Here is a 19,906-nt window from a genome sequence, read left to right as displayed (position 1 = left end):
CTTACACCCCAAGGAAAAGCTTGAGCACGGAGAGCGCGGCGATGCCGCCGACGACGAAGACCGCGAAGGTCACGCCGAGCAGGCTGGCCATCTTCAGGCCCTCGCTATGGACATAGTCCTCGATCACCACCTGTAAACCGAGCTTCAGGTGCCAGAACACCGCCAGGGTGGCGAGCAGGGCGATGATCGCAAAAATCGGGTTGCGGAAGGCGGCGACGACGGCGGCATGGTCGCCAGTGGCCAGCTTCAGCACGCAGACCAGCATGACCAGCAGCAGCGGGATCATCGCCACGGCGGTGACGCGCTGGACCCACCAATGCTGCACGCCGTCCTTGGCCGCGCCGAGGCCGCGCACGGATTTCAGCGGGCTGCGCATGTGTTTGTTGGCATTGCTCATGGCGCGCTCCTCACTTCCAGGCGTAGGCGACGATCCAGGCCAGCACGGCCAAGACCACCGAGCCGACGATCACCAGCCAGGCCGTGCGGTTGGCGACGGGGATGCTGTAGCCATAGCCGGCATCCCAGAACAGGTGCCGGATGCCGTTGAGCAGGTGGTAGAACAGCGCCCAGGTGAAGCCGAACAGGACCAGGCGGCCGAGCCAGGAGGCCAGCACCATTTGCACCCAGGCGTAGTATTCGGGGCCGGCGGCGGCGGCGACCAGCCACCAGGTCAGCAGCAGGGTGCCAAGGCCAAGGCCGACGCCGGTGGCGCGGTGCAGGATCGAGGAAGCCATGGTGACAGGCCAGCGGTAGACCTGCAGATGCGGGGAGAGCGGTCGTTCGACATTCGCCATTTTATGCGCCTTCGAGTGGGGACGGCGCGCCGGGATCGGTGGAATACGTCTCCTGATCGGCGCCCCGAAAGCGGGGCAGATACTAGACCCGGCCACCGCCTAGTCAATGATTGGCAGCCCTGTTTTTAACGACCTAAACCCGCTGCCGGCAAGGCAAATTACCGGCAGCGGGAATGTTCTCGAGGATGTTCCTTGATGCGGGTCTATCGCAGATCGTAGGCCCGCTCGCCATGGGTAGTGATGTCGAGGCCGTCGAACTCCTCTTCCTCGCTCACCCGCAGGCCGCTGGTGGCGCGCAGCAGCGCCAGGATGGCCCAGCTCACGCCGCCGGCCCATGCGGCCGTGACGACGAGGCCCAGCAGCTGGCTGCCGAGCTGGCCCATGGCGTCGACGCCTTCGGCGAAGCCGCTGCCGCCGAAGCCGGGCTGGCCGATCAGGGCCACCAGCAGGATGCCCAAAGCGCCGCCCACGCCATGCACGGCGCAGACATCCAGGGAGTCATCCAGTTTCAGGCGCTGTTTCAGCAGGGCCGTGACGCTGAAGCAGATTACGCCGCCGCAGAAGCCGGCGATCAGGCCGCCGACCGGGCCGGCCACGCCGGCTGCCGGCGTGATGGTGGCCAGGCCTGCGATCAGCCCGGTGACGGTGCCAACCAGCGAAGGACGGCCATGGCGCAACCATTCGATGCCCATCCAGGTCAGCGCGCCGGCCGCAGCCGACATATGGGTGGCCAGCAGGGCCATGCCCGCGCTGCCATTGGCGGCCAGCGCCGAACCGGCATTGAAGCCGTACCAGCCGACCCACAGCATGCCGGCGCCCGTGGCGGTCATGCCCGGATTATGCGGCAGGATCGGCTCATGCGGGAAATCGCGGCGCCGGCCCACCGTCAGGGCCGCGGCCACCGCGGCCATGCCGGCGGTCACGTGCACCACCAGGCCGCCCGCGAAGTCGATCACGCCGGCCTCAAACAGCCAGCCGCCGCCCCAGATCCAGTGGCAGACCGGCACATAAACCAGCAGCAGCCACAGAGCCGAGAACAGCACCACGGCCGAGAACTTGATGCGTTCGGGATAGGCGCCGACGATCAGTGCCGGCGTGATGATGGCGAAGGTGGCCTGGAACATGAAGAAGACGGCTTCGGGGATGCCATCCTTCAGCGTGTCGGCCGTGATGCCGGCCAGGAAGGCGCGGTCCAGCCCGCCGATCCAGGCCTGGTTCGCGCCGCCGTCGGAAAAGGCCAGGCTATAGCCGAAGGCCAGCCACAGCACCGACATCAGGGCGGCAATCACCACGCAATGCATCAGTACACTGAGCGCGTTCCGCGCCCGCACCAGCCCCGCATAGAACAGCGCCAGGCCGGGCAGGGTCATGAACAGCACTAGGGCCGTGGCGGTCAGCAGCCAGGCCGTGCTGGCCATGTCGAGCGGTTTCTCGTCGGCAGCCAGGGCCGGCAGCGGCGACGCAAGCAGCAGAATAGCGGGCGCCGCCAGACGGCGCGCGAAGAAGGCGATCATGGGTCCCACCCTGTGTCATTAAAGACTGGATCGTTATGTCTTGCCCGGCTCCTGCCGGCGGGCGAAACGCCGGCAAAACGGGCAGACTGCCCAAGCACGAGGCATGCCAGCAGACAGGGCGGGTCATGGCACGGGAAGTGCTGATAAACGCTCAGGCAGGCCGGCGTCTCGGGATATACCTCCCGAGGCTGCCGGTAAATTCAGCATATTGCCGCTGAAGAAATGATCTTTTGCCTTTTAAATAGGCAGAATTAGCCGCGACGCGGCATCGCCACCCAATAATCCAGGTCCAGCACCACGTTGTCGGGGTATTTGCCGGCGGCATCCCTGTCGGGGAAGCCCTGCGCGGGCTGGTCCTTCACCGCCAGCGTGCGGATGCGCAGCAGGCCCACATCACCGCGGGCCTCGACCTCGCCTTTGTCCAGCACTTCCGACCAGGCATAGATCGTGTTGCCGGCCAGGGTGGGGTTCACATGCCGGCCGCCATTGATGCCCACCACGAAGGCGGCATTGCCCAGGCCATTGAAGCTTAAGCCGCGGGCGAGGCTGATGACATGGCCGCCATAGATCAGGCGGCGGCCGAGTTTCTCCTGCCCCTGGCGGTGCTGGTCGAAATGCACCTTGGCCGTGTTCTGGTACAGCCGCGTCGCCAGCATGTGCTCGGCCTCCTCGATGGTCATGCCATCGACATGGTCGATCTTCTCGCCGACCGCGTAATCCTCCCAGCCATGCGGGCTGCCGGCCATCACCCAGTCGTATTTGCGGAAATCGGTGCCCTCGGGCACGCGCAACTGTGTCGGCGCCAGCGCCTCGGCCAGTTGCGGCACATGCTCCTCGGTGATCGCGGCGTTTTCGTCACGCTTCTTCACCATCACCCAGCGCACGTAATCCAGCACAAGGTCGTTGCCGTTCTTGTAGCCCTGGCTGCGAACATAGACCACGCCGGTCTTTTTGTTCGAATTCTCCTTCAGGCCGATCACGCCCGACACGGTATGCAGCGTGTCGCCGGGATAGACCGGCGCGAACCAGCGGCATTGCGCGTAACCCAGATTGGCCACGGCATTCAGCGATATTTCCGGCACGGTCTTGCCGAAGATGATGTGGAAGGCCAGCAGGTCGTCGATGGGTGCTGCCTTCATACCGATGCTGCGCGCCAGCGTGTCGGCCGATTGCAGCGGGAAGCGCGATCCATACAGCGCAGTATACAGCGCCACGTCGCCGCTGGTCACCGTGCGCGGCGTGGCATGACGCAACTGCTGTTTCAGTTTGAAGTCTTCGAAGAAATTGCCGGGATTGGTCTTGTTGCTCATGACCGCCTCACGCCGCCTGCAGTTTCGCGATGGCATCGGCCAGTGCGGCCAGCTTCTTCGCCTGCTCGACATGCAGGTTTTCCACCAGCTTGCCATCCACCAGCACCACGGCCTTGCCTTCCTTCGATGCGGCTTCGAAAGCGGCGATGATCTTGTGGGCATGTGCCACCTGCGCTTCGCTGGGGGCAAACACGCGATTGGCGGCATCGATGGTCTTGGGATGGATCAACGTCTTGCCGTCGAAACCCAGTTCCAGGCCCTGTTTGCAGGCCGCTTCGAAGCCGGCCTCATCGTCCAGATCGAGATAGACGCCGTCAAGGATGCTCAAGCCGTAGGCGCGGGCCGCCAGCATGCACAGGCCCAGCGACGTGATCACCGGCAGGCGCAAAGGCGTGTGCTGCGCGTTCAGGTCCTTCACCAGATCGGATGTGCCCATCACGAACACCGCCAGCCGCTTCGAGGCGCTCGCGATTTCCTCGGCATGCAGGATGCCCTTCGGCGTTTCCATCATGCACCAGATCGCGGTCTTGTCCGGCGCGCCGCTGGCCTTCAGCAGGGCCTCGGCCGCCTGCACCTGGGCTGCGCTTTCCACCTTGGGCAGCAGCACGGCGTCCGGGCCGGCCTTGGCGGCGGCGACCAGGTCATCCTTGCCCCAGGCGGTGTCGAGGCCGTTGGTGCGGATGATCAGCTCGCGCCCGCCATAGCCGCCGCCGGCGACGGCGGCGCAGACCTGCTCGCGGGCCAGCGCCTTCTGTTCCGGCGCCACGGCATCTTCCAGATCGAGGATCAGCGCATCGGCCGGCAGCGTCTTGGCCTTGTCCAGCGCCCGGGCATTCGAGCCCGGCATGTACAGCACGCTGCGGCGGGGGCGGACGGATGCGGACATGCGGATTCCTCTCTGGTTTATGGTTATGCTGCACTGCGAAAAAGATCGCCGGCGCCACTATAATCGCGGCCGGGGGCATGGCAAGTTTCCCCAATGGCTTTCCCTGGCGTCCCGATCCGCTGTGGCAAGCAATTCGCACAGGAACAACCGGCCATGCGTGTCCTGAGTATCCAGAGCCAGGTGATTTTCGGCCATGTCGGCAACAATGCCGGCATCTTCCCGCTGCAGCGCCAGGGGGTGGAGGTCTGGGCCGTGCCGACCGGCCTGCTGGCCTTCAATCCTTCCTACGGCCCGCCGGCGCACCGGCCGACCGAACCGGCCGAACTGGATGCCTGGATCGCCGCTTTGCAGACCCGGCCGGAATGGCACCAGATCGACGCCGTGCTGTTGGGCTGGCTGGGCAATCCGCGCATGGCCGAGGCGGCTTTGCGCGCGGCGCAGGCCGTGAAGGCGGCCAATCCGAAGGCGATCTTTCTCTGCGATCCGGTGATGGGCGACAGCGACAGCGGGCTTTATGTGCAGGACAGCCTGCCGCCTTTCATCCGCGACCATCTGCTGCGCCATGCCGACATCGCCACGCCGAACGGCTTCGAGCTTGAATATCTGACCGGTTCGAAAATCGAGGACCTGCCCGCCGCGTTGGCCGCCTGCGACGCGCTGCGCGCGAAGGGCCCCCATACCGTGATCGCCACCACGCTCAAGCGTCGCGATGGCGGGTTGAATCAGGGCGTGGGGATGCTGGAGGCCCTGCTGGTCAACCGCGACGGTGCCTGGCTCTGCGCCGTGCCCGATCTGGGCGAGAATCTGCCCAAGGGCGCGGGTGACCTGTTCGCCGCGCTGTTTCTGGCCCGGCTGCTGAAAGGGCGCACGCCGAAAAAAGCCATGCTGTTCGCCATGGCGGGCACCTATGCGCTGCTGCGCGATGCACTGGAGCGCAAGGCGCCCGAGATGCGCCTGGAGGCGAAGCAGGACGACCTGATCGCGCCACCGCATCTGCCCGATATCGAACGGGTGCGTTGATCGCTACAGCGCCGGATGCAGTTCGGCGCCGTTGCTCTCGTAGAAAACCGTGAAGCCCAGCAGCATGTCGACGTCGCGGCCGTTGCCGGCCAGCGGCAGCATCAGCCGCTCCAGTTCGGCCGCGGCGGCGTTCATGCCGAAACGCGGAGCGCCACGCCGGTGACTGATGCGGCCTTCCGTGGCGGCGGCGACGAAACTGGCCTGCATCGCCGCGTTGCTTTCGAAATCCGGCTCTATCTCATGCAGCCAGCGTCCGGTCTTGGGTCCGCCGAAGCCCAGGTCGACATGGCTGCCGACCAGCCGGAAACGAAAGCGTGGGATGGTCATGCCGTCGGCTGGCCGATGCACTTCCAGCAGCCAGGCATAAGGCAGCAGCCTTGGCATGCTCAGCGGATCGATATGCTGCCGGCCCGGCAGTAGGCCGCCGCCCGGATGCGCCTTTCGCCAATAGGCCAGGCCGTCATGCATCACGCGATGCGCGGAATCGGGCAGCTGGAAATCGGCGCTCATATGCTTCCCTTCAGGACCTGCCCGGTCCGGGTCAGGAACAGCGACAGGCAGAACAGCATGTCGACATGGCTGCCATCGGCGGCCAGTGGCAGGAAGATGCGTTCGATGGTCAGATGTTCTAGGCTTGGCGGATAGACCGGCGTACCCTTGCGATAGCCGGGGCGGCCCTGTTCCGCCACTTCGGCAAAGGCGGCAAAGCGCGGATGGCCCGGCGCGAAGCCGGGGTCGACCTCGTCGATCCAGCGGCCTACCACCGTCGCCCCCGATTCCGTCACGCGCCGGATCGCGGTACCCAGCAGGCGATAGCGGAAGCGCAACGGCTCGCGCTGCACATCCACCAGCCAGACATGGGGCAGCAGGGTGGGTACAGCGGTCGGATCCAGCCGCGTGCGGCCGGGCAGGCCCCCGCCGGGTGGATGGATGTTCAGCCAATACTCATGGGCCCGCCGGATCAGCGGATGCGAATCGGCGGGCAGGTCGAAGGCGTGCATGCGATGGCATTACGCATGACGACCCCGACTTCCGCAATCGGTGATTGCGAAGAGAATTGTATCGGTTATGTCAGGCGCCGCGCGATCAGCGCATCCAGCGCGATCCGGCCCGGACCGCGCGCGGTAACGATCAGCAGACAGATCGCCCAGACGCCATGGGTGGGCCAGGCATCGGGATAGACGAAAACCTGGATCACCGCCGTCATGCCCAGCAGGCCCAGCGCCGCGAAGCGGCTGGCCAGGCCGAGTGCCAGCAGCAGGGGCAGCAGATGCTCGCCCAAAGCCGCCAGATGCGCGGCCAGTGCCGGATCGATCAATGGCAGCTTGTATTCCTCGCGGAACAGGTAGATCGCGTTGTCGGAAACCCGCCAGCCTTCCAGCTTGCTCTGGCCCGATTGCCAGAAGATCGCGGCGGGGAATACGCGCGCACCCAGGGCGATCAGGCTGTAGGGGATGCGGTCAAGGCCGGACACAATCTGCCGGATCAGGTCGGTTGCGGACATGAGATGCTCTTTCAGTCTATGCGGATGGCAGTGACGAGGCCGTCGGCGAACAAAGCTGCCAGCGCGGCGGCTAGGTCGAAGTCGGGGGCTTCGGCAAAGGCGGCCAGGGCGGCATCACCCAGCGGCCGGTCGTTGCGCAGGCCATTCAGGAAGGCGGTTGCTCCCGGCGGCAGGCGGCGGATCTCAACGCGCTGTGCCAGGTCACTGCCGACACGCAGCACCAGCGCATCCTCCGGGCTCCAGTCGGTGATCTCCTGCAGGGGCAGGGCATCGCTGTTCATCGCCCAGATGGTGACGACGGGATGTCGCGAACGCAGCACCGCGCAGGCCGGATGCAGCGTCACACGCAACTGCTGCAGGCTGGCGGGATCGAGCCGGGCTAGCATGGCGGGCGGCAGGGCGGAAGCATCGGCGGCGTGATGCACATGTCTGCGCAAAACCTCCAGCCGCGCCACATCGGCCAGATAAGGCAGGGCGGCGGCCGGTGCGAAGCCCGCGACGAAATCGGGGAAGGTTTCGCCATAACGCAGCAGCACGGGTGAACGCGGCGGTTCGACCCTGATGTAGTCCTGCGCCATGGCGGCGAAGAATTCCGCGCCGACGATGCGTTCGGTGGCGGGAAAGCCGGCGGCCAGTGCGCGTGCAAGGCCGACCACCACATTGTTGCGATAGACGTTGAAGCGCTGCGTGAGATCGCTCGGTGCGATTATGCCGGCCGGCGGTTGCAGGGCCGGGTCGAGCAGAGCGGCGGCGAAGGCGGGCTGCATGTCAGGCCGCCTGCCGCAGGGCATCGAGCGCGGCCTGTGCCCTGGCCGCCTCGCGGGCCAGCACCGGCCAGTCCGGCAGATCGTTATCCCATTCGATCAGAGTCGGCTGCGGGCCGCAGAACTGCAGCGCGGCGCGATATAACGTCCAGACCGCATCGGCCACCGGCGCGCCGTGATGATCAATCCACAACGGCATGCCATGGTCGTCGGTCGTGGCGTCATGGCCGGCCAGGTGGATTTCGCCGACATATTGCTGCGGAAAACGCCGCAGGTAATCCAGCGGGTCCTCGCCGCGGTTGCGGCAGGCCACGTAGACGTTGTTCACGTCCAGCAGCAGGCCGCAGCCGGTCTGCCGCGCGATGGCGGCCAGGAATTCGGTTTCCGGAATCGTGCTGGCGCCGAAGCTTAAATAGGTCGCCGGATTTTCCAGCAGGATGCGCCGGCCCAGCATCTCCTGCGTCTGGTCCACATGCGCGATCACGCGGGCCAGCGTGGCTTCCGTATAGGGTAGGGGCAGCAGGTCGTTCAGGAAGACGCCGCCATGGCTCGACCAGGCCAGATGCTCGGAAAAGCTCTGCGGCGCGTAACGGTCGCACAGAGCGCGCAGGCGGCGCAGGTGATCCTGATCCAGTGTGGCCTCGCCGCCGATGGACAGGCCGACGCCATGCAGCGACAGCGCATGGTCGCGGCGCAGGTCGGCCAGCATCGCATGGGGCAGGCCGCCATCGCCCAGGTAATTCTCGGCATGTACCTCGATGAAGCCGACCCGTGCCGCGCCTTCGCGCATGGCGGCGAAATGCTCGGGCTTGAAACCGGTACCGGCGGAAACGGGCAGCATCGAAGAACTCCGGTAGGATGATTGGGGCGCCGGGGGTAACGGCCGGCGCCCCGCCCCTTGTCGTGTCAGCGTCAGGGGAGGAAAACTCAGCTCTTGATCGGCTGCAGCGACCCCGTGCCCTTGGGCGTCTTGATGGTGACGCAGGTGCCCTTCGGCACCAGGGTCCAGGCATTGCCCTGGTAATCCACCTTCGAGGTGCCGGCGCAGGTGGTGCCGGGGCCGGCGGCGCAGTCGTTCTTGCCGGCCAGCGAAACGCCGTAGCATTTCTCCTTGTCGGCCGGCTGGGCCGGCGCGTCCATGGCGATCAGGCCGATGGCGGTGGCGAGCGAGCCGGCCAGGAGGGCGGCGGACAGATGGGTCTTAGCAAGCATGGGTGTTTCCTTCAGTGGTGCAGCCGCAGGGGATCGGGAGGCGGGCGGATGCGGCCTGCTGCCGCCCATACCCGGACATTCGCAGCCATCCCGGCCTGTGTTACGCTGCTCACGGTTTCGTGTAGCCTGTCCCCATGGCTGGGTTTTCTTGCCCGCCGCCCGTAACACTCCGACCCCGTAACATTTCGACCTTGTGCAGCGAATGGATTTGATGTGAGCGAGCGAGACGCCGAATGGGCAGCCCTGATGCGGGCCGGCCTCGCGGGCGACCGCGCCGCTTATGCCGAGTTGCTGGCCGTGCTGGCGCCGGTTTTGCGCGCGGCCGCGCGGCGTGGCCTGCAGCGGGCCGGCATGCCGGCGGATGATGCGGAGGATGTGGTGCAGGAGACCCTGCTGGCGATTCACCTGAAGCGGCAGACCTGGCGGCCCGACGAGCCGGTGGGGCCGTGGATCCGTGCCATCGCCCGCAACAAGCTGATCGATGCCCTGCGCCGACGGGGCCGGCGGGGCCGCGAGGTCGATATCGACGATCTCAGCGACGTGCTGGCGGCACCGCCCGAGGCCGATGGCAGCCTGGCACGTGACGTCGCCCGCCATCTGGATGGTCTCAGCAGTGGCCAGCGCCAGGTGGTGCAGGCCATCGCCGTGGAGGGCGTGTCGATCCGCGATACGGCGGCCCGGCTGCTGATGAGCGAGGGGGCCGTGCGCGTTGCCTTGCATCGCGGGCTGGCTGCGCTGGCGGCCAAACTGAGGGAGAGGCCGGAATGAAGACCGACGATCTGATCCGCGCCATTGCCGCCGACGCGGCGCCGGTGCCGCCGCTGCATCTGCGCTTCGCCCTGCTGCTTGGCCTGGCGGTCGCGGCGGCGGCTACAACCTTCTGGATTCTGCTCGGCCCGCGCGATGACGCCGTGCAGTCGCTGGGCGAGCTGCGTTTCGTGTTCAAGTTCGTGGTCACGCTCAGCCTGGCCGTGCCCGCCATCGGTCTGGTGCTGCGGCTGGTGCGGCCGGGGGCGGCTATGGGCATCTGGCGCATCGCCATCCTGCTCAGCCCCGGCCTGCTGGCGCTCGGCGTGGCGCTGGAACTCGCCGCCCTGCCATCCGATACGTGGCGCGCGGCCATGGTGGGCGAGAATGCCCGCATCTGCCTCACCTATGTGCCGCTGATCGGGCTGGCCCCGCTGGGCCTGCTGCTGCTGGCCCTGCGCCAGGGCGCGCCGGCGCATCCGATGCGGGCCGGCGCCGTGGCCGGGCTGATCGCCGGCGGCATCGCCGCCAGCTTCTATGCCGCCCATTGCCCGGACGACAGCCCGCTCTTCGTCGCCGTGTGGTACAGCATCGCCATTGCCATGCTCACGGGGCTCGGCGCGCTGATCGGCCGCCGGCTGCTGCGCTGGTAACAAAAAGGGCCGCTGAAACAGCGGCCCTTTCGGTATTCGGTGCCTGCGCGGCAGGTCGGTTTACGCCGCCTGCTTCTTCAGGTGGCGGGCTGCCAGTTCCTCGGCAATCTGCACGGCATTCAGCGCCGCGCCCTTGCGCAGGTTGTCCGAGACCACCCACATCGCCAGGCCGTTCTCGACAGTGAAATCCTCGCGGATGCGCGACACGAAGGTGTTGTAGTCGCCCGCGCATTCCAGCGGCGTGATGTAGCCGCCCGGCTCGCGACGATCCAGCACCTGCACGCCCGGCGCGGTCGACAGAATTTCGCGCGCTTCCTCGGCCGAGATCGGTTGCTCGAACTCGATGTTCACGGCTTCCGAATGGCCGATGAAGACCGGCACGCGCACACAGGTGGCGGTCAGCTTGATCTTCGGGTCGAGAATCTTCTTGGTCTCGGCCGTCATCTTCCATTCCTCCTTGGTGAAACCGTCGTCCATGAAGACGTCGATGTGAGGAATGACGTTGAAGGCGATCTGCTTGGTGAACTTGTGCTTCTCGACCGGATCGTTGACGAAGATCGCCTTGGTCTGGCGCTCCAGCTCGGTCACGCCCTCGTTGCCGGCGCCCGACACGGACTGATAGGTCGAAACCACCACGCGCTTGATCGTGGCGCGGTCGTGCAGGGGCTTCAGCGCCACGACAAGCTGCGCGGTCGAGCAGTTCGGATTGGCGATGATGCCCTTCCTGGTATAGCCGGCAATGGCATCGGCATTCACTTCCGGCACGATCAGCGGCACGTCGGGGTCCATGCGCCACTGGCTGGAATTGTCGATCACCACCGTGCCCTGGGCAGCCACGCGGGGCGCCCATTCCTTCGAGGTGGCGCCGCCGGCCGAAAACAGCGCGATGTCGACGCCCTTGAAATCGTAATCGTCGAGCGCCTTCACCTTGATCTTCTGGTTGCCGAAATGGGCGTCCTTGCCCACGCTGCGGCGCGACGCAAGCGCGACCACTTCCGAGACCGGGAAGTTGCGTTCGTGCAGGATGTTGAGCATTTCGCGGCCCACCACACCGGTGGCGCCGACGACAGCGACCTTATAGGCCATGACGTACCTTCTTTCTCTGATCCGGCAGGTCGACACCCGGCGGACGGTGATACACGAGGACAAATGTTGGTGCCCGGCAGGCCGTGCCCGGCAGGCGAGGCGGAAATTAGGCCCGGATTTGCCCCCGGGCAAGCGGGAAATTGTCGCGGTTGACACCCGGACGGCCATATTGTACCTATCAGTACAATTCTTCTTAGCCGGAGCCAGTCATGTCCCGCCCGCCTCTGCCGCCCTTCACCGCCGAAACCGCCGCCCAGAAAGCCCGCATGGCCGAGGATGCCTGGAACAGCCGCGACCCGGCCCGGGTGGCGCTGGCCTATACCCCCGACAGCCAATGGCGGAACCGGGCGGAATTCATCCGCGGCCGGGCCGAGATCGGGGCGCTGCTGACCCGCAAATGGCAGCGCGAGATGGATTACCGCCTGATCAAGGAGGTCTGGGCCTTCACGGAGAACCGCATCGCCGTGCGCTTCGCCTATGAATGGCATGACGACAGCGGCCAGTGGTATCGCAGCCATGGCAACGAGCAGTGGCAGTTCGATGCGAACGGCCTGATGGAGCGTCGCGAGGCCAGCATCAACGACGTGCGGATCGCGGAGAGCGACCGAAAATTCCACTGGCCGCTGGGCAGACGCCCGGACGATCATCCGGGGCTCAGTGCGCTGGGGCTTTAAGTTTTTTGTCACCCCGGCCTTGAGCCGAGGTCCCATTAATGGGATGCCGGGTCAAGCCCGGCATGACGAAGGAGAGACGATGCCCGCCGCCCTGCTCAGCCGCGAAGACGCCATCGCCCGCATCGCCGAGGTGTTCCGCGAACACGGCTTCGCCGGCGCGTCTTTGAGCGCAATCACCGAAGCCACGGGGCTGGGCAAGGGCAGCCTGTATAACCACTTCCCCGGCGGCAAGGACCAGATGGGCGAAGAGGTGCTGGCCCATATCGATGGCTGGTTCGAAACGCAGGTCTATGCGCCGCTGCGCGATTCAGACGACCCGCGTGCAGCGATAACGGCCATGTTCGATGCGGTGGACGCCTATTTCCGCTCCGGCCGGCGCATCTGCCTGGTCGGCGCCTTCGCCCTGGATGTCACGCGCGACCGTTTCGCTTCCCGTGTGCAGGATTATTTCCTCCGCTGGATTGAGGCGCTGGCGGCGGCGCTGCACAAGGGCGGCGCGGCGGATGCCCGCGTCCTGGCCGAAACCGCCGTGGCTGGCATCCAAGGCGCGCTGATTTTAAGCCGCGCGCTAAACGATCCGGCCGTGTTCACGCGGCAGATCCAGGAAATGCGCGCCCGGCTGAAGGCCGCGCTTGCCTGACGCTGCGGCAACGCCCTTAATCTCCCCGGCATAGTCCGGGAGGAAAACACAATGTCGGGTCCGATCCTGCATCATTACGGCACCTCGCCGTTTTCGGAAAAAGTACGCGTCGCCTTCGGTATCAAGCAGATCGCCTGGCGTTCGGTGAAAATCCCGCCGATGATGCCCAAGCCCGACCTGACGCCGCTCACCGGCGGCTACCGCAAGACGCCGGTGATGCAGATCGGCGCCGACATCTTCTGCGACACTCAGGTTATCCTGCGCGAGATCGAACGCCGCCATCCGCAGCCCACTTTGTTCCCCGGCCTGGCTAAAGGCCTGGCCGAGGGCGTCGCCTACTGGGCCGATCACCAGCTTTTCTCCGCCTGCGTGGCCATTGCCTTCGGCATCATGGGCGAGCAGATGCCCGATGCCTTCCTGGAAGACCGCGCCAAATTCTCCGGCCGCCCGATCGACCGCACCAAGCTCAAACGCCAGTCGGCCGTGATGCACGGGCCTTTGCGCGCCCATCTCGGCTGGGTGGAAGAGGCGCTGAACGATGGCCGCGCCTTCCTGTTCGGCGATGCGCCCAGCCTGGCCGATCTTGCCGTCTATCATGGCGTATGGTTCGTGCGCGACCGCGCCAAATCGGATGCCGTGGCCGATTACGCGAAGCTGAATGCCTGGGCCGACCGCATGAAGGGCTTCGGCCACGGCACGGTCAGCGAGATGGACGGCAAGGAGGCTCTGGCCATTGCCGCGCAGGCGCAGCCGATGGCGATGCCAAACGGCGTGGCGCCCAATGCGCTGGGCCTCAGCCTGAACGACACCGTCAGCGTCACGCCCGACGATACCGGCCGCGATCCGGTGGTGGGGCAACTGGTGGCGCTGGATGCCCAGAGCATCACCATCCGTCGGGCCTCGGAAGAAACCGGCGAGGTGCAGGTGCATTTCCCGCGCGCCGGCTTTATCCTCGTGCCGCATAAAGGATAAGCGTTATGAGCAAGCAGATCGAGGTCTTCTACGACGTCTCCTCGCCCTGGACGTATCTGTGTTTCGTCAACGTGCAGACGCTGGCGAAGGAAGAGGGTGCCGAAATCCTCTGGCGGCCGTTTCTGGTGGGCGGCGTGTTCAACACGGTGAATCCCACCATGTATCGCATGCGCGAGAATCCGGTGCCGGCGCGCGATGAGTGGACACGCAAGGATATGCAGGCCTGGGCGCGGCTGGCCGGCGTGAAGATCGTGTTTCCGCCGAAAGTCTTTCCGGTCAATCCGGTGAAGGCCCTGCGCGCCCTGCTCTGGGCCAAGCAGTTCGGGAAAGAGGTTCCGCTGGCGTTGGCTTTCTTCGAACTCTACTGGAGCGAGGATCGCGATATCAGCCAGGACGACGTGGTGGCCGAAGCGGCGCGGCGTGCTGGCCTCGATCCCGCGCGCCTGGCGCAGGCGATCACCGAACCCGGCGTGAAAGAACAGCTCAAGAAAAACACCGACGAACTGATCGCGCGCGGCGGCTTCGGCTCACCTACGCTGTTCGTGAACGGCGAGATGTTTTTCGGCAACGACCGCCTGCCACTGGTGCGCGAGGCGCTGAGGCGCGGCTGAGGCAAGCTTCACTATTCTTTTCGTCATGGCCGGGCTTGGCCCCGCCATCCACGAGTTTCTTGTAAAACAAGACGTGGATGCCCGGCACAGGGCCGGGCATGACGGGCTAGGGAATCACGCCCGCCGCAGCAGCCCCGGCGTTGATTGCCACAGCGCCTGCAGGCCGAAGCCTAAAAAGATCACGCCGGAAATCCGCGTCACCCAGAGTTCGTGGCGGCGATAGAGCCGGCGCACCGGCGCGGCCCCGATCACCCAGACCAGGATCGCGTCGCCGATCACGAAGCCGGCGCAGGCCGCCAGCAGCAGGGGCGGCAGACTGGCCCAGGTCAACGCGCCGGCATGGGCCGCCAGCAGGGCCGTGAACATGGCGATCGCCACGGCATAACTCTTCGGATTGGTGATGCCGAAGGCCAGCCCGCGCCGCAAAGGCTGCGTGACCTCGGTGCTCAGGTTTCCGTCATCGCGCCGCTGCACCGTCACGGCGCGCCAGCCGAGCAGCAGCAGATAGGCGCCGCAGATGAAACCCAGGATGTCGAAGACCAGCGTGCCGAGGCTGGCCGAGCCGATGATGGCGGTGAGCGCCAGCGTGGCCCAGACGATGTCGCCCGCGAAATGGCCGGCCAGGAATTTCAGGCCCGCCACGCGGCCCTGCCCCGCGCCGATGCCCAGCAGGGCAAGGAAAGCCGGACCGGGGGTGAGGGTATAGGCGGCGCCGGCAATGGCGGCAGCGAGATAGAGCGAGAGCGGCATGGTTTCAGCCTAGCGGATCGCGCCGGCCGGCGGAATATGCCAGTCTCGATACACGCCATAGGATTTCGTTATGTATGCCGTGATTGCGATACCGGAATTTTCACCCAGTGATGCCGCCTGGATCGATGCGATCCGGCAGAGCCACGATCCGCAGCATGCCCGTGTCGCCGCCCATGTCACGCTAAGCTTCCCGCACCGGCCGGCCGATGCCGCCTGGTTCGCCGGCCATGTGGAAAGCGTCGCCGCCGTCACCGCGCCCTTCGATGTTGCCTTCGACCGTCTGGAGCGCATGGACGATCCCTTCAATCCCAAATACCGCCATCTCGCCGTGCTGCTGGCCGACGATGTTTCCGCCGCGCCGCTCACGGCGCTGTATCGCGCCCTGGGCGGCGAGGGCGAGTACCGGCCGCATGTCACGCTGGCCCGCTTCGGCGCGGTGTTTTCGGCCAAGGCCCTGCTGCGGCAGATAGGCGAGATGCAGCAGCCCCTGCGCGGGCGCATCGCGGCACTGGAGCTGCTGAATCTGGAAAACGGCGCGATCCGGATTGAAGCGACGCTGCCGCTGCGCGGCTAGATCAGGGCGTTTCCAGCTTATGCGCCTGGAAGGCCGGCAGGGCCTCGGCGCGGGCGGTGAGCTCGTGCAGCTTCGGATACAGGCCGCTGCCGATCAGGTCGGGCAGCATGGCCTGCAGGAAGGTCACCGTCACGGCAGCGGTGATGTCGGCCATGGTCAGATGATCGCCCTGCAGCCAGGGATTCTGCGGCCGCTGTTCCAGCGCCGCCAGTCCGCCGCTGGCCTGGCGCAGCAGATGCTGGCGCCATGGCTCATGGATTTTATCCGCCGGGCGGCGGCGCATCTCATAGATCGCGTTCACCGACTTGTCCAGCACGCCGCTGGCCACGGCCATGAGTTGCAGGCAGTCGCGCCGCGCCTTGCCGTGCGGCGGGATCAGGCTTTTCGCCGGGCCGACAAGGTCCATCAGGTAGTCGAGGATCGCGCCGGATTCGATCAGCGTGTCGCCGTCTTCCAGCTGCAGGGCCGGCACGCGGCCGACCGGGTTGATCTCAAGTCCACGATCCGGATCGACGGTCACCGAGAGGTATTCGCGCGCATGCGGCACGTCCAGCATGGTCATGGCAATCGCCACGCGGCGCGTATAGGGCGACAGGTTGCGGCCGATCAGCGTCATCATGGTCTTGCTCTCCCCGGTAACGGCGGCAAGAGTTGCGCCATCGCGCGACGAAGGCAAGGGGTTGTCATGAAAAAGGCCGGGATAACGCCCGGCCTCCAATCACAATCGTCACCCTCGGACTTGGTCCGAGGGTCCACGAGTTTTTTTAATTAAAACGTGGATGCCCGGCACAAGGTCGGGCATGACGGTCTTTTCTTTTTACGCCGCCAGCTTGTCGAGCTCCTTGAGCAGGGCGTCGCCCATGCCGCTGGTGCCGACCTTGGCGGAGCCGCCGCCGAGGTCGGCGGTGCGCACGCCGCTCTTCAGCACGTTCTCGGCCGCCTTATCGATCAGGTCGGCATCGTTGCCGAGATCATAGGCATAGCGTAGGGCCATCGAAAAACTCTGGATGGTGGCGAGCGGATTGGCCACGCCCTTGCCGGCGATGTCGGGCGCCGAGCCGTGCACCGGCTCGAACAGGGCCATGCGGCGGCCGGTGGCCGGATCGGCGGCGCCGATCGAGGCCGAGGGCAGCATGCCGAGCGAACCGGTCAGCATCGCGGCTTCGTCCGACAGGATGTCGCCGAACAGGTTGTCGGTCACCATCACGTCGAACTGCTTCGGGTTGCGCACCAGCTGCATGGCGCCGTTATCGGCATACATGTGCTCGAGCTGCACATCCTTGTACTTCTCCTGGTGCAGCTTGGTGACTTCCTCGCGCCACAGCACGCCGGATTCCATCACGTTGGCCTTTTCCAGCGAGGTGACCTTGTTGCCGCGTTTCTGCGCCAGCTCGAAGGCCACGGCCGCCACGCGGCGGATTTCCGACGTCGTGTAGACCTGGGTGTTGATGCCGCGACGCTCGCCGTTGGGCAGGGTCTCGATACCGCGCGGCTGGCCGAAATAGACGCCGCCGGTCAGCTCGCGCACGATCATGATGTCCAGCCCGCGCACCAGTTCCGGCTTCAGGCTGCTGGCTTCCACCAGCGCGTCGAAGCATTTCGCCGGGCGCAGGTTGGCAAACAGGTCCATCTCCTTGCGCAGGCGCAGCAGGCCGCGTTCGGGCTTCTTGTCGAAGGAGAGGTTGTCCCATTTCGGGCCACCCACGGCGCCCAGCAGCACCACGCCGCAATCCAGCGCGTCCTGCATGGTCTTGTCGGCCAGCGGCGTGCCGTGCTTGTCATAGGCGGCGCCGCCCACAAGGTCTTCCTTCACGTCGAAGGAAACATGCCGGCGCTTGTCCATCCATTCGATCACCCGGCGCACTTCGCCCATCACCTCGGGACCGATCCCGTCGCCGGGCAGCATCAGCATGGTACGGTTGGAAGCCATTTCAGTTTTCCTCTGTTCTTCATGCGTCATGCCGGGCCTGACCCGGCATCCCATTTTTTAATGGGACCCCGGCTCAAGGCCGGGGTGACAGTTGGTGGTTGTGCTTACCGCCCCACCTGGGCATAGAGCCAGGGCTGGGTGCCATGCTGCTTGCTTTCGAAGGCGTCGATTTTCGACTTCTTCTCCAGCGTCAGCCCGATATTGTCCAGGCCGTTCAGCAGGCAGTGCTTCTTGTGGGCGTCGATCTCGAACTTGATGGTGCCGCCATCGGGGCCCTTGATCTCCTGTTTTTCCAGATCGACGGTGACGCGGGCATTCTGGCCGCGCTTGGCATCGTCCATCAGCTTGTCCACATCGGCCTGCGGCAGCTTGATCGGCAGGATGCCGTTCTGGAAGCAGTTGTTGTAGAAGATATCGGCAAACGACGGCGCGATCACGCAGCGGATGCCGTAATCCAGCAGCGCCCAAGGCGCATGCTCGCGGCTTGAGCCGCAGCCGAAATTGTCGCCGGCCACCAGGATCTGCGCGCCCTTGTATTGCGCCTGATTCATGAAGAAATCGGCTACAGGCTTGCCGTCCGGCGTCTCGCGTAGTTCGAAGAACAGGCCTTTGGCCAGCCCGGTGCGCTCCACGGTCTTCAGGAACTGCTTGGGGATGATCATGTCGGTATCGACGTTGATCATCGGCAGCGGGGCGGCAACGGCGGTCAGTGTGGTGAACTTGTCCATTGGTCTTCTCCTGCCCCTTAAATCTTGCGCACGTCGGCCAGCTTGCCGGCAATGGCTGCGGCTGCCGCCATCGCCGGGCTCATCAGATGGGTGCGGCCGCGCGCGCCCTGGCGGCCCTCGAAATTGCGGTTCGAGGTGGAGGCGCAGCGCTCCTCGGGCTTCAGCTTGTCGGCATTCATCGCCAGGCACATCGAGCAGCCCGGCTCGCGCCACTCGAAGCCGGCCGCGACGAAGATCTTGTCCAGGCCCTCTTCCTCGGCCTGATGCTTCACCAGGCCGGAACCCGGCACCACCATGGCCTGCACGCCGGCGGCCACCTTTCGGCCCTTGGCGATTGCGGCGGCAGCCCGAAGGTCCTCGATGCGGCCATTGGTGCAGGAACCGATGAACACGCGCTGGATCGGCACGGTATCCAGCTTCTCGCCGGCCTTCAGGCCCATGTAGTTCAGCGCGCGCTCCAGCGCCGCGCGTTTCTGCTCGTCCTTCACATCGGCGGGGTTCGGCACCACGCCGGTGATCGGCGCCACGTCCTGCGGGCTGGTGCCCCAGGTGATATGCGGCGCGATATCCTCGGCCTTCAGCTCGACCACGGTGTCGTAATGCGCGCCCGGATCGGAGGGCAGGGTTTTCCACCAGGCCAGCGCCTGCTCAAACGCCGCGCCCTTGGGCGCATGGGGTTTGCCCTTCACATATTCGAAGGTCTTTTCGTCGGGAGCGATCAGACCCGCGCGGGCGCCGGCCTCGATCGACATGTTGCATACCGTCATGCGGCCTTCCATGGAAAGGGCACGGATGGCGCTGCCGGTATATTCCATCACATAGCCGGTGCCGCCGGCGGTGCCGATCTTGCCAATGATGGCGAGGATGATGTCCTTGGCGGTCACACCGGGGCCAAGCTGGCCGTCGATGTTGATCTTCATGTTCTTGGCCTTGCGCTGCGGCAGGGTCTGGGTGGCCAGCACATGCTCGACCTCCGAGGTGCCGATGCCGAAGGCCAGGCTGCCGAAGGCGCCATGGGTGGAGGTGTGGCTGTCGCCGCACACGATGGTCATGCCCGGCTGGGTGTAACCCTGCTCAGGCCCGACGATATGCACGATGCCCTGGTTGATGTCGTTCATCGGGTAGTAGTTGACCCCGAATTCGCGGGCGTTGCGGTCCAGCGTCTCGACCTGGATGCGGGCCTCCTCGTCCTCGAACACGAACTGGGCGCGGTCGGGCGTGGTCGGCACGTTGTGGTCGGGCACCGCCACGGTGCGGTCGGGGCGGCGCACCTTGCGGCCCGCGGCCTTCAGGCCGGCGAAAGCCTGCGGCGAAGTGACTTCATGCACCAGGTGCAGGTCGATATAGAGCAGGCCGTTGCCCTCGGCATCGATGTCGACGAGGTGGCTGTCCCAGATCTTGTCATACAGGGTGCGGGGCGCGGTCATGGCGGCTGGTCCGTTCTCTTGCGTACTTTTATTGCGAGTACAGGGCGTTTCGGGGCCAAAAATGGCCGGGGAATTCAACCCGACCGGCCCCCGTCCGTCCAGTGGCGATT

General features: G+C 65.7%; 25 protein-coding genes. 8 read left to right on the top strand and 17 right to left on the bottom strand.

The annotated features are described in order from the left end of the window. Position 1: 1 nt before the first annotated feature. The 5 genes from sdhD to ACK4FJ_RS10615 form a co-directional block, all read right to left on the bottom strand. Positions 2-397 (bottom strand): succinate dehydrogenase, hydrophobic membrane anchor protein, encoded by a 396-nt coding sequence (sdhD, locus tag ACK4FJ_RS10635; protein ID WP_409766193.1) that lies wholly within the window; start codon positions 395-397, stop codon positions 2-4. Positions 398-407: 10 nt separating this feature from the next. After that, the gene (gene sdhC / locus ACK4FJ_RS10630; RefSeq protein WP_409766191.1) at positions 408-794 is read right to left on the bottom strand and encodes a succinate dehydrogenase, cytochrome b556 subunit; all 387 of its coding nucleotides are present in this window, start codon (positions 792-794) and stop codon (positions 408-410) included. 203 nt (positions 795-997) lie between these two features. Beyond that, positions 998-2,308 (bottom strand): ammonium transporter, encoded by a 1,311-nt coding sequence (locus ACK4FJ_RS10625; RefSeq protein WP_409766189.1) that lies wholly within the window; start codon positions 2,306-2,308, stop codon positions 998-1,000. A 251-nt stretch (positions 2,309-2,559) separates the two neighbouring features. Further along, positions 2,560-3,618: a MaoC family dehydratase gene (locus ACK4FJ_RS10620; protein WP_409766187.1), complete on the bottom strand. Its 1,059-nt coding sequence runs from the start codon at positions 3,616-3,618 to the stop codon at positions 2,560-2,562. 7 nt (positions 3,619-3,625) lie between these two features. Beyond that, positions 3,626-4,504: an HpcH/HpaI aldolase/citrate lyase family protein gene (locus ACK4FJ_RS10615; protein WP_409766185.1), complete on the bottom strand. Its 879-nt coding sequence runs from the start codon at positions 4,502-4,504 to the stop codon at positions 3,626-3,628. Between the two features lie 153 nt (positions 4,505-4,657). Here ACK4FJ_RS10615 and pdxY point away from each other — a divergent pair, with 153 nt between their 5' ends. Continuing rightward, positions 4,658-5,524, top strand: a complete 867-nt coding sequence (pdxY, locus tag ACK4FJ_RS10610; protein WP_409766183.1) for a pyridoxal kinase — start codon at positions 4,658-4,660, stop codon at positions 5,522-5,524. 3 nt (positions 5,525-5,527) lie between these two features. Here pdxY and ACK4FJ_RS10605 read toward each other — a convergent pair whose 3' ends face one another. The 6 genes from ACK4FJ_RS10605 to ACK4FJ_RS10580 form a co-directional block, all read right to left on the bottom strand. Continuing rightward, a complete protein-coding gene (locus ACK4FJ_RS10605) occupies positions 5,528-6,034 on the bottom strand; it encodes a PAS domain-containing protein (protein WP_409766181.1) in 507 nt (168 codons plus the stop codon). Continuing rightward, positions 6,031-6,525: a hypothetical protein gene (locus tag ACK4FJ_RS10600; RefSeq protein WP_409766179.1), complete on the bottom strand. Its 495-nt coding sequence runs from the start codon at positions 6,523-6,525 to the stop codon at positions 6,031-6,033. The genes ACK4FJ_RS10605 and ACK4FJ_RS10600 overlap by 4 nt, the downstream gene beginning before the upstream one ends. A 65-nt stretch (positions 6,526-6,590) precedes the next feature. After that, positions 6,591-7,028, bottom strand: a complete 438-nt coding sequence (locus ACK4FJ_RS10595; protein WP_409766177.1) for a DoxX family protein — start codon at positions 7,026-7,028, stop codon at positions 6,591-6,593. An 11-nt stretch (positions 7,029-7,039) separates the two neighbouring features. Continuing rightward, positions 7,040-7,795, bottom strand: a complete 756-nt coding sequence (locus ACK4FJ_RS10590) for a putative DNA-binding domain-containing protein (protein ID WP_409766175.1) — start codon at positions 7,793-7,795, stop codon at positions 7,040-7,042. A 1-nt stretch (position 7,796) separates the two neighbouring features. Continuing rightward, entirely contained in the window at positions 7,797-8,633 is an 837-nt protein-coding gene (locus tag ACK4FJ_RS10585) for a DUF692 domain-containing protein (RefSeq protein WP_409766173.1), read from the bottom strand. Positions 8,634-8,719: 86 nt separating this feature from the next. Next, entirely contained in the window at positions 8,720-9,004 is a 285-nt protein-coding gene (locus tag ACK4FJ_RS10580; RefSeq protein WP_409766171.1) for a DUF2282 domain-containing protein, read from the bottom strand. A 213-nt stretch (positions 9,005-9,217) separates the two neighbouring features. Here ACK4FJ_RS10580 and ACK4FJ_RS10575 point away from each other — a divergent pair, with 213 nt between their 5' ends. Together ACK4FJ_RS10575 and ACK4FJ_RS10570 are read left to right on the top strand one after the other, a co-directional pair. Further along, a complete protein-coding gene (locus ACK4FJ_RS10575; RefSeq protein ID WP_409766169.1) occupies positions 9,218-9,772 on the top strand; it encodes a sigma-70 family RNA polymerase sigma factor in 555 nt (184 codons plus the stop codon). Further along, positions 9,769-10,404 carry an NrsF family protein gene (locus ACK4FJ_RS10570; RefSeq protein ID WP_409766167.1) on the top strand — a complete coding sequence of 212 codons (636 nt, stop codon included), beginning with the start codon at positions 9,769-9,771 and terminating at the stop codon, positions 10,402-10,404. Before ACK4FJ_RS10575 ends, ACK4FJ_RS10570 begins: the two co-directional genes overlap by 4 nt. Positions 10,405-10,464: 60 nt before the next feature. On the opposite strand, the gene ACK4FJ_RS10565 is transcribed toward ACK4FJ_RS10570, so the two are convergent. Further along, entirely contained in the window at positions 10,465-11,490 is a 1,026-nt protein-coding gene (locus ACK4FJ_RS10565) for an aspartate-semialdehyde dehydrogenase (protein WP_409766165.1), read from the bottom strand. Positions 11,491-11,699: 209 nt separating this feature from the next. Here ACK4FJ_RS10565 and ACK4FJ_RS10560 point away from each other — a divergent pair, with 209 nt between their 5' ends. The 4 genes from ACK4FJ_RS10560 to ACK4FJ_RS10545 all read left to right on the top strand — a co-directional run bounded on the left by ACK4FJ_RS10560 (position 11,700) and on the right by ACK4FJ_RS10545 (position 14,387). Beyond that, positions 11,700-12,164, top strand: a complete 465-nt coding sequence (locus ACK4FJ_RS10560) for a DUF1348 family protein (RefSeq protein ID WP_409766163.1) — start codon at positions 11,700-11,702, stop codon at positions 12,162-12,164. 79 nt (positions 12,165-12,243) lie between these two features. Continuing rightward, positions 12,244-12,804, top strand: a complete 561-nt coding sequence (locus ACK4FJ_RS10555) for a TetR/AcrR family transcriptional regulator (RefSeq protein ID WP_409766161.1) — start codon at positions 12,244-12,246, stop codon at positions 12,802-12,804. A 51-nt stretch (positions 12,805-12,855) separates the two neighbouring features. Beyond that, a complete protein-coding gene (locus ACK4FJ_RS10550; RefSeq protein WP_409766159.1) occupies positions 12,856-13,776 on the top strand; it encodes a glutathione S-transferase family protein in 921 nt (306 codons plus the stop codon). A 5-nt stretch (positions 13,777-13,781) separates the two neighbouring features. Then, positions 13,782-14,387, top strand: coding sequence for a 2-hydroxychromene-2-carboxylate isomerase (locus ACK4FJ_RS10545; protein WP_409766157.1), 606 nt, complete (start codon positions 13,782-13,784; stop codon positions 14,385-14,387). Positions 14,388-14,501: 114 nt separating this feature from the next. Here the strand turns inward: ACK4FJ_RS10545 and ACK4FJ_RS10540 are convergent, their stop codons facing one another. Next, positions 14,502-15,137, bottom strand: a complete 636-nt coding sequence (locus ACK4FJ_RS10540; RefSeq protein WP_409766155.1) for a LysE family translocator — start codon at positions 15,135-15,137, stop codon at positions 14,502-14,504. Between the two features lie 70 nt (positions 15,138-15,207). Between ACK4FJ_RS10540 and ACK4FJ_RS10535 the strand changes: the two genes are divergently transcribed. Further along, positions 15,208-15,711 carry a 2'-5' RNA ligase family protein gene (locus ACK4FJ_RS10535; RefSeq protein ID WP_409766153.1) on the top strand — a complete coding sequence of 168 codons (504 nt, stop codon included), beginning with the start codon at positions 15,208-15,210 and terminating at the stop codon, positions 15,709-15,711. Between the two features lies 1 nt (position 15,712). Here ACK4FJ_RS10535 and ACK4FJ_RS10530 read toward each other — a convergent pair whose 3' ends face one another. The 4 genes from ACK4FJ_RS10530 to leuC all read right to left on the bottom strand — a co-directional run bounded on the left by ACK4FJ_RS10530 (position 15,713) and on the right by leuC (position 19,796). Continuing rightward, entirely contained in the window at positions 15,713-16,330 is a 618-nt protein-coding gene (locus tag ACK4FJ_RS10530; RefSeq protein ID WP_409766151.1) for a glutathione S-transferase family protein, read from the bottom strand. Between the two features lie 198 nt (positions 16,331-16,528). Continuing rightward, positions 16,529-17,641, bottom strand: a complete 1,113-nt coding sequence (gene leuB / locus ACK4FJ_RS10525) for a 3-isopropylmalate dehydrogenase (protein ID WP_409766149.1) — start codon at positions 17,639-17,641, stop codon at positions 16,529-16,531. A 104-nt stretch (positions 17,642-17,745) separates the two neighbouring features. Next, on the bottom strand, positions 17,746-18,369 hold the full coding sequence (leuD, locus tag ACK4FJ_RS10520) for a 3-isopropylmalate dehydratase small subunit (RefSeq protein ID WP_409766147.1): 624 nt from the start codon (positions 18,367-18,369) through the stop codon (positions 17,746-17,748). A 17-nt stretch (positions 18,370-18,386) separates the two neighbouring features. Then, the gene (gene leuC, locus ACK4FJ_RS10515) at positions 18,387-19,796 is read right to left on the bottom strand and encodes a 3-isopropylmalate dehydratase large subunit (protein ID WP_409766144.1); all 1,410 of its coding nucleotides are present in this window, start codon (positions 19,794-19,796) and stop codon (positions 18,387-18,389) included. Positions 19,797-19,906 lie beyond the last annotated feature (110 nt).

The organism is Ferrovibrio sp. (genome assembly GCF_046297595.1).
Lineage (GTDB): Bacteria > Pseudomonadota > Alphaproteobacteria > Ferrovibrionales > Ferrovibrionaceae > Ferrovibrio.
This window is presented reverse-complemented; position numbering and strand designations above follow the sequence as displayed.

Bases quoted from the DNA above. Each gene is read 5' to 3' on its own strand.
- ACK4FJ_RS10605 (WP_409766181.1), bottom strand. From the start codon at position 6,034: ATGAGCGCCGATTTCCAGCTGCCCGATTCCGCGCATCGCGTGATGCAT.
- ACK4FJ_RS10555 (WP_409766161.1), top strand. From the start codon at position 12,244: ATGCCCGCCGCCCTGCTCAGCCGCGAAGACGCCATCGCCCGCATCGCC.
- ACK4FJ_RS10620 (WP_409766187.1), bottom strand. From the start codon at position 3,618: ATGAGCAACAAGACCAATCCCGGCAATTTCTTCGAAGACTTCAAACTG.
- ACK4FJ_RS10550 (WP_409766159.1), top strand. From the start codon at position 12,856: ATGTCGGGTCCGATCCTGCATCATTACGGCACCTCGCCGTTTTCGGAA.
- ACK4FJ_RS10590 (WP_409766175.1), bottom strand. From the start codon at position 7,795: ATGCAGCCCGCCTTCGCCGCCGCTCTGCTCGACCCGGCCCTGCAACCG.
- ACK4FJ_RS10580 (WP_409766171.1), bottom strand. From the start codon at position 9,004: ATGCTTGCTAAGACCCATCTGTCCGCCGCCCTCCTGGCCGGCTCGCTC.
- ACK4FJ_RS10560 (WP_409766163.1), top strand. From the start codon at position 11,700: ATGTCCCGCCCGCCTCTGCCGCCCTTCACCGCCGAAACCGCCGCCCAG.
- ACK4FJ_RS10600 (WP_409766179.1), bottom strand. From the start codon at position 6,525: ATGCACGCCTTCGACCTGCCCGCCGATTCGCATCCGCTGATCCGGCGG.
- leuB (WP_409766149.1), bottom strand. From the start codon at position 17,641: ATGGCTTCCAACCGTACCATGCTGATGCTGCCCGGCGACGGGATCGGT.
- ACK4FJ_RS10570 (WP_409766167.1), top strand. From the start codon at position 9,769: ATGAAGACCGACGATCTGATCCGCGCCATTGCCGCCGACGCGGCGCCG.
- leuD (WP_409766147.1), bottom strand. From the start codon at position 18,369: ATGGACAAGTTCACCACACTGACCGCCGTTGCCGCCCCGCTGCCGATG.
- sdhC (WP_409766191.1), bottom strand. From the start codon at position 794: ATGGCGAATGTCGAACGACCGCTCTCCCCGCATCTGCAGGTCTACCGC.
- ACK4FJ_RS10625 (WP_409766189.1), bottom strand. From the start codon at position 2,308: ATGATCGCCTTCTTCGCGCGCCGTCTGGCGGCGCCCGCTATTCTGCTG.
- sdhD (WP_409766193.1), bottom strand. From the start codon at position 397: ATGAGCAATGCCAACAAACACATGCGCAGCCCGCTGAAATCCGTGCGC.
- ACK4FJ_RS10540 (WP_409766155.1), bottom strand. From the start codon at position 15,137: ATGCCGCTCTCGCTCTATCTCGCTGCCGCCATTGCCGGCGCCGCCTAT.
- leuC (WP_409766144.1), bottom strand. From the start codon at position 19,796: ATGACCGCGCCCCGCACCCTGTATGACAAGATCTGGGACAGCCACCTC.
- ACK4FJ_RS10530 (WP_409766151.1), bottom strand. From the start codon at position 16,330: ATGATGACGCTGATCGGCCGCAACCTGTCGCCCTATACGCGCCGCGTG.
- ACK4FJ_RS10565 (WP_409766165.1), bottom strand. From the start codon at position 11,490: ATGGCCTATAAGGTCGCTGTCGTCGGCGCCACCGGTGTGGTGGGCCGC.
- ACK4FJ_RS10535 (WP_409766153.1), top strand. From the start codon at position 15,208: ATGTATGCCGTGATTGCGATACCGGAATTTTCACCCAGTGATGCCGCC.
- ACK4FJ_RS10585 (WP_409766173.1), bottom strand. From the start codon at position 8,633: ATGCTGCCCGTTTCCGCCGGTACCGGTTTCAAGCCCGAGCATTTCGCC.
- ACK4FJ_RS10615 (WP_409766185.1), bottom strand. From the start codon at position 4,504: ATGTCCGCATCCGTCCGCCCCCGCCGCAGCGTGCTGTACATGCCGGGC.
- ACK4FJ_RS10595 (WP_409766177.1), bottom strand. From the start codon at position 7,028: ATGTCCGCAACCGACCTGATCCGGCAGATTGTGTCCGGCCTTGACCGC.
- ACK4FJ_RS10545 (WP_409766157.1), top strand. From the start codon at position 13,782: ATGAGCAAGCAGATCGAGGTCTTCTACGACGTCTCCTCGCCCTGGACG.
- pdxY (WP_409766183.1), top strand. From the start codon at position 4,658: ATGCGTGTCCTGAGTATCCAGAGCCAGGTGATTTTCGGCCATGTCGGC.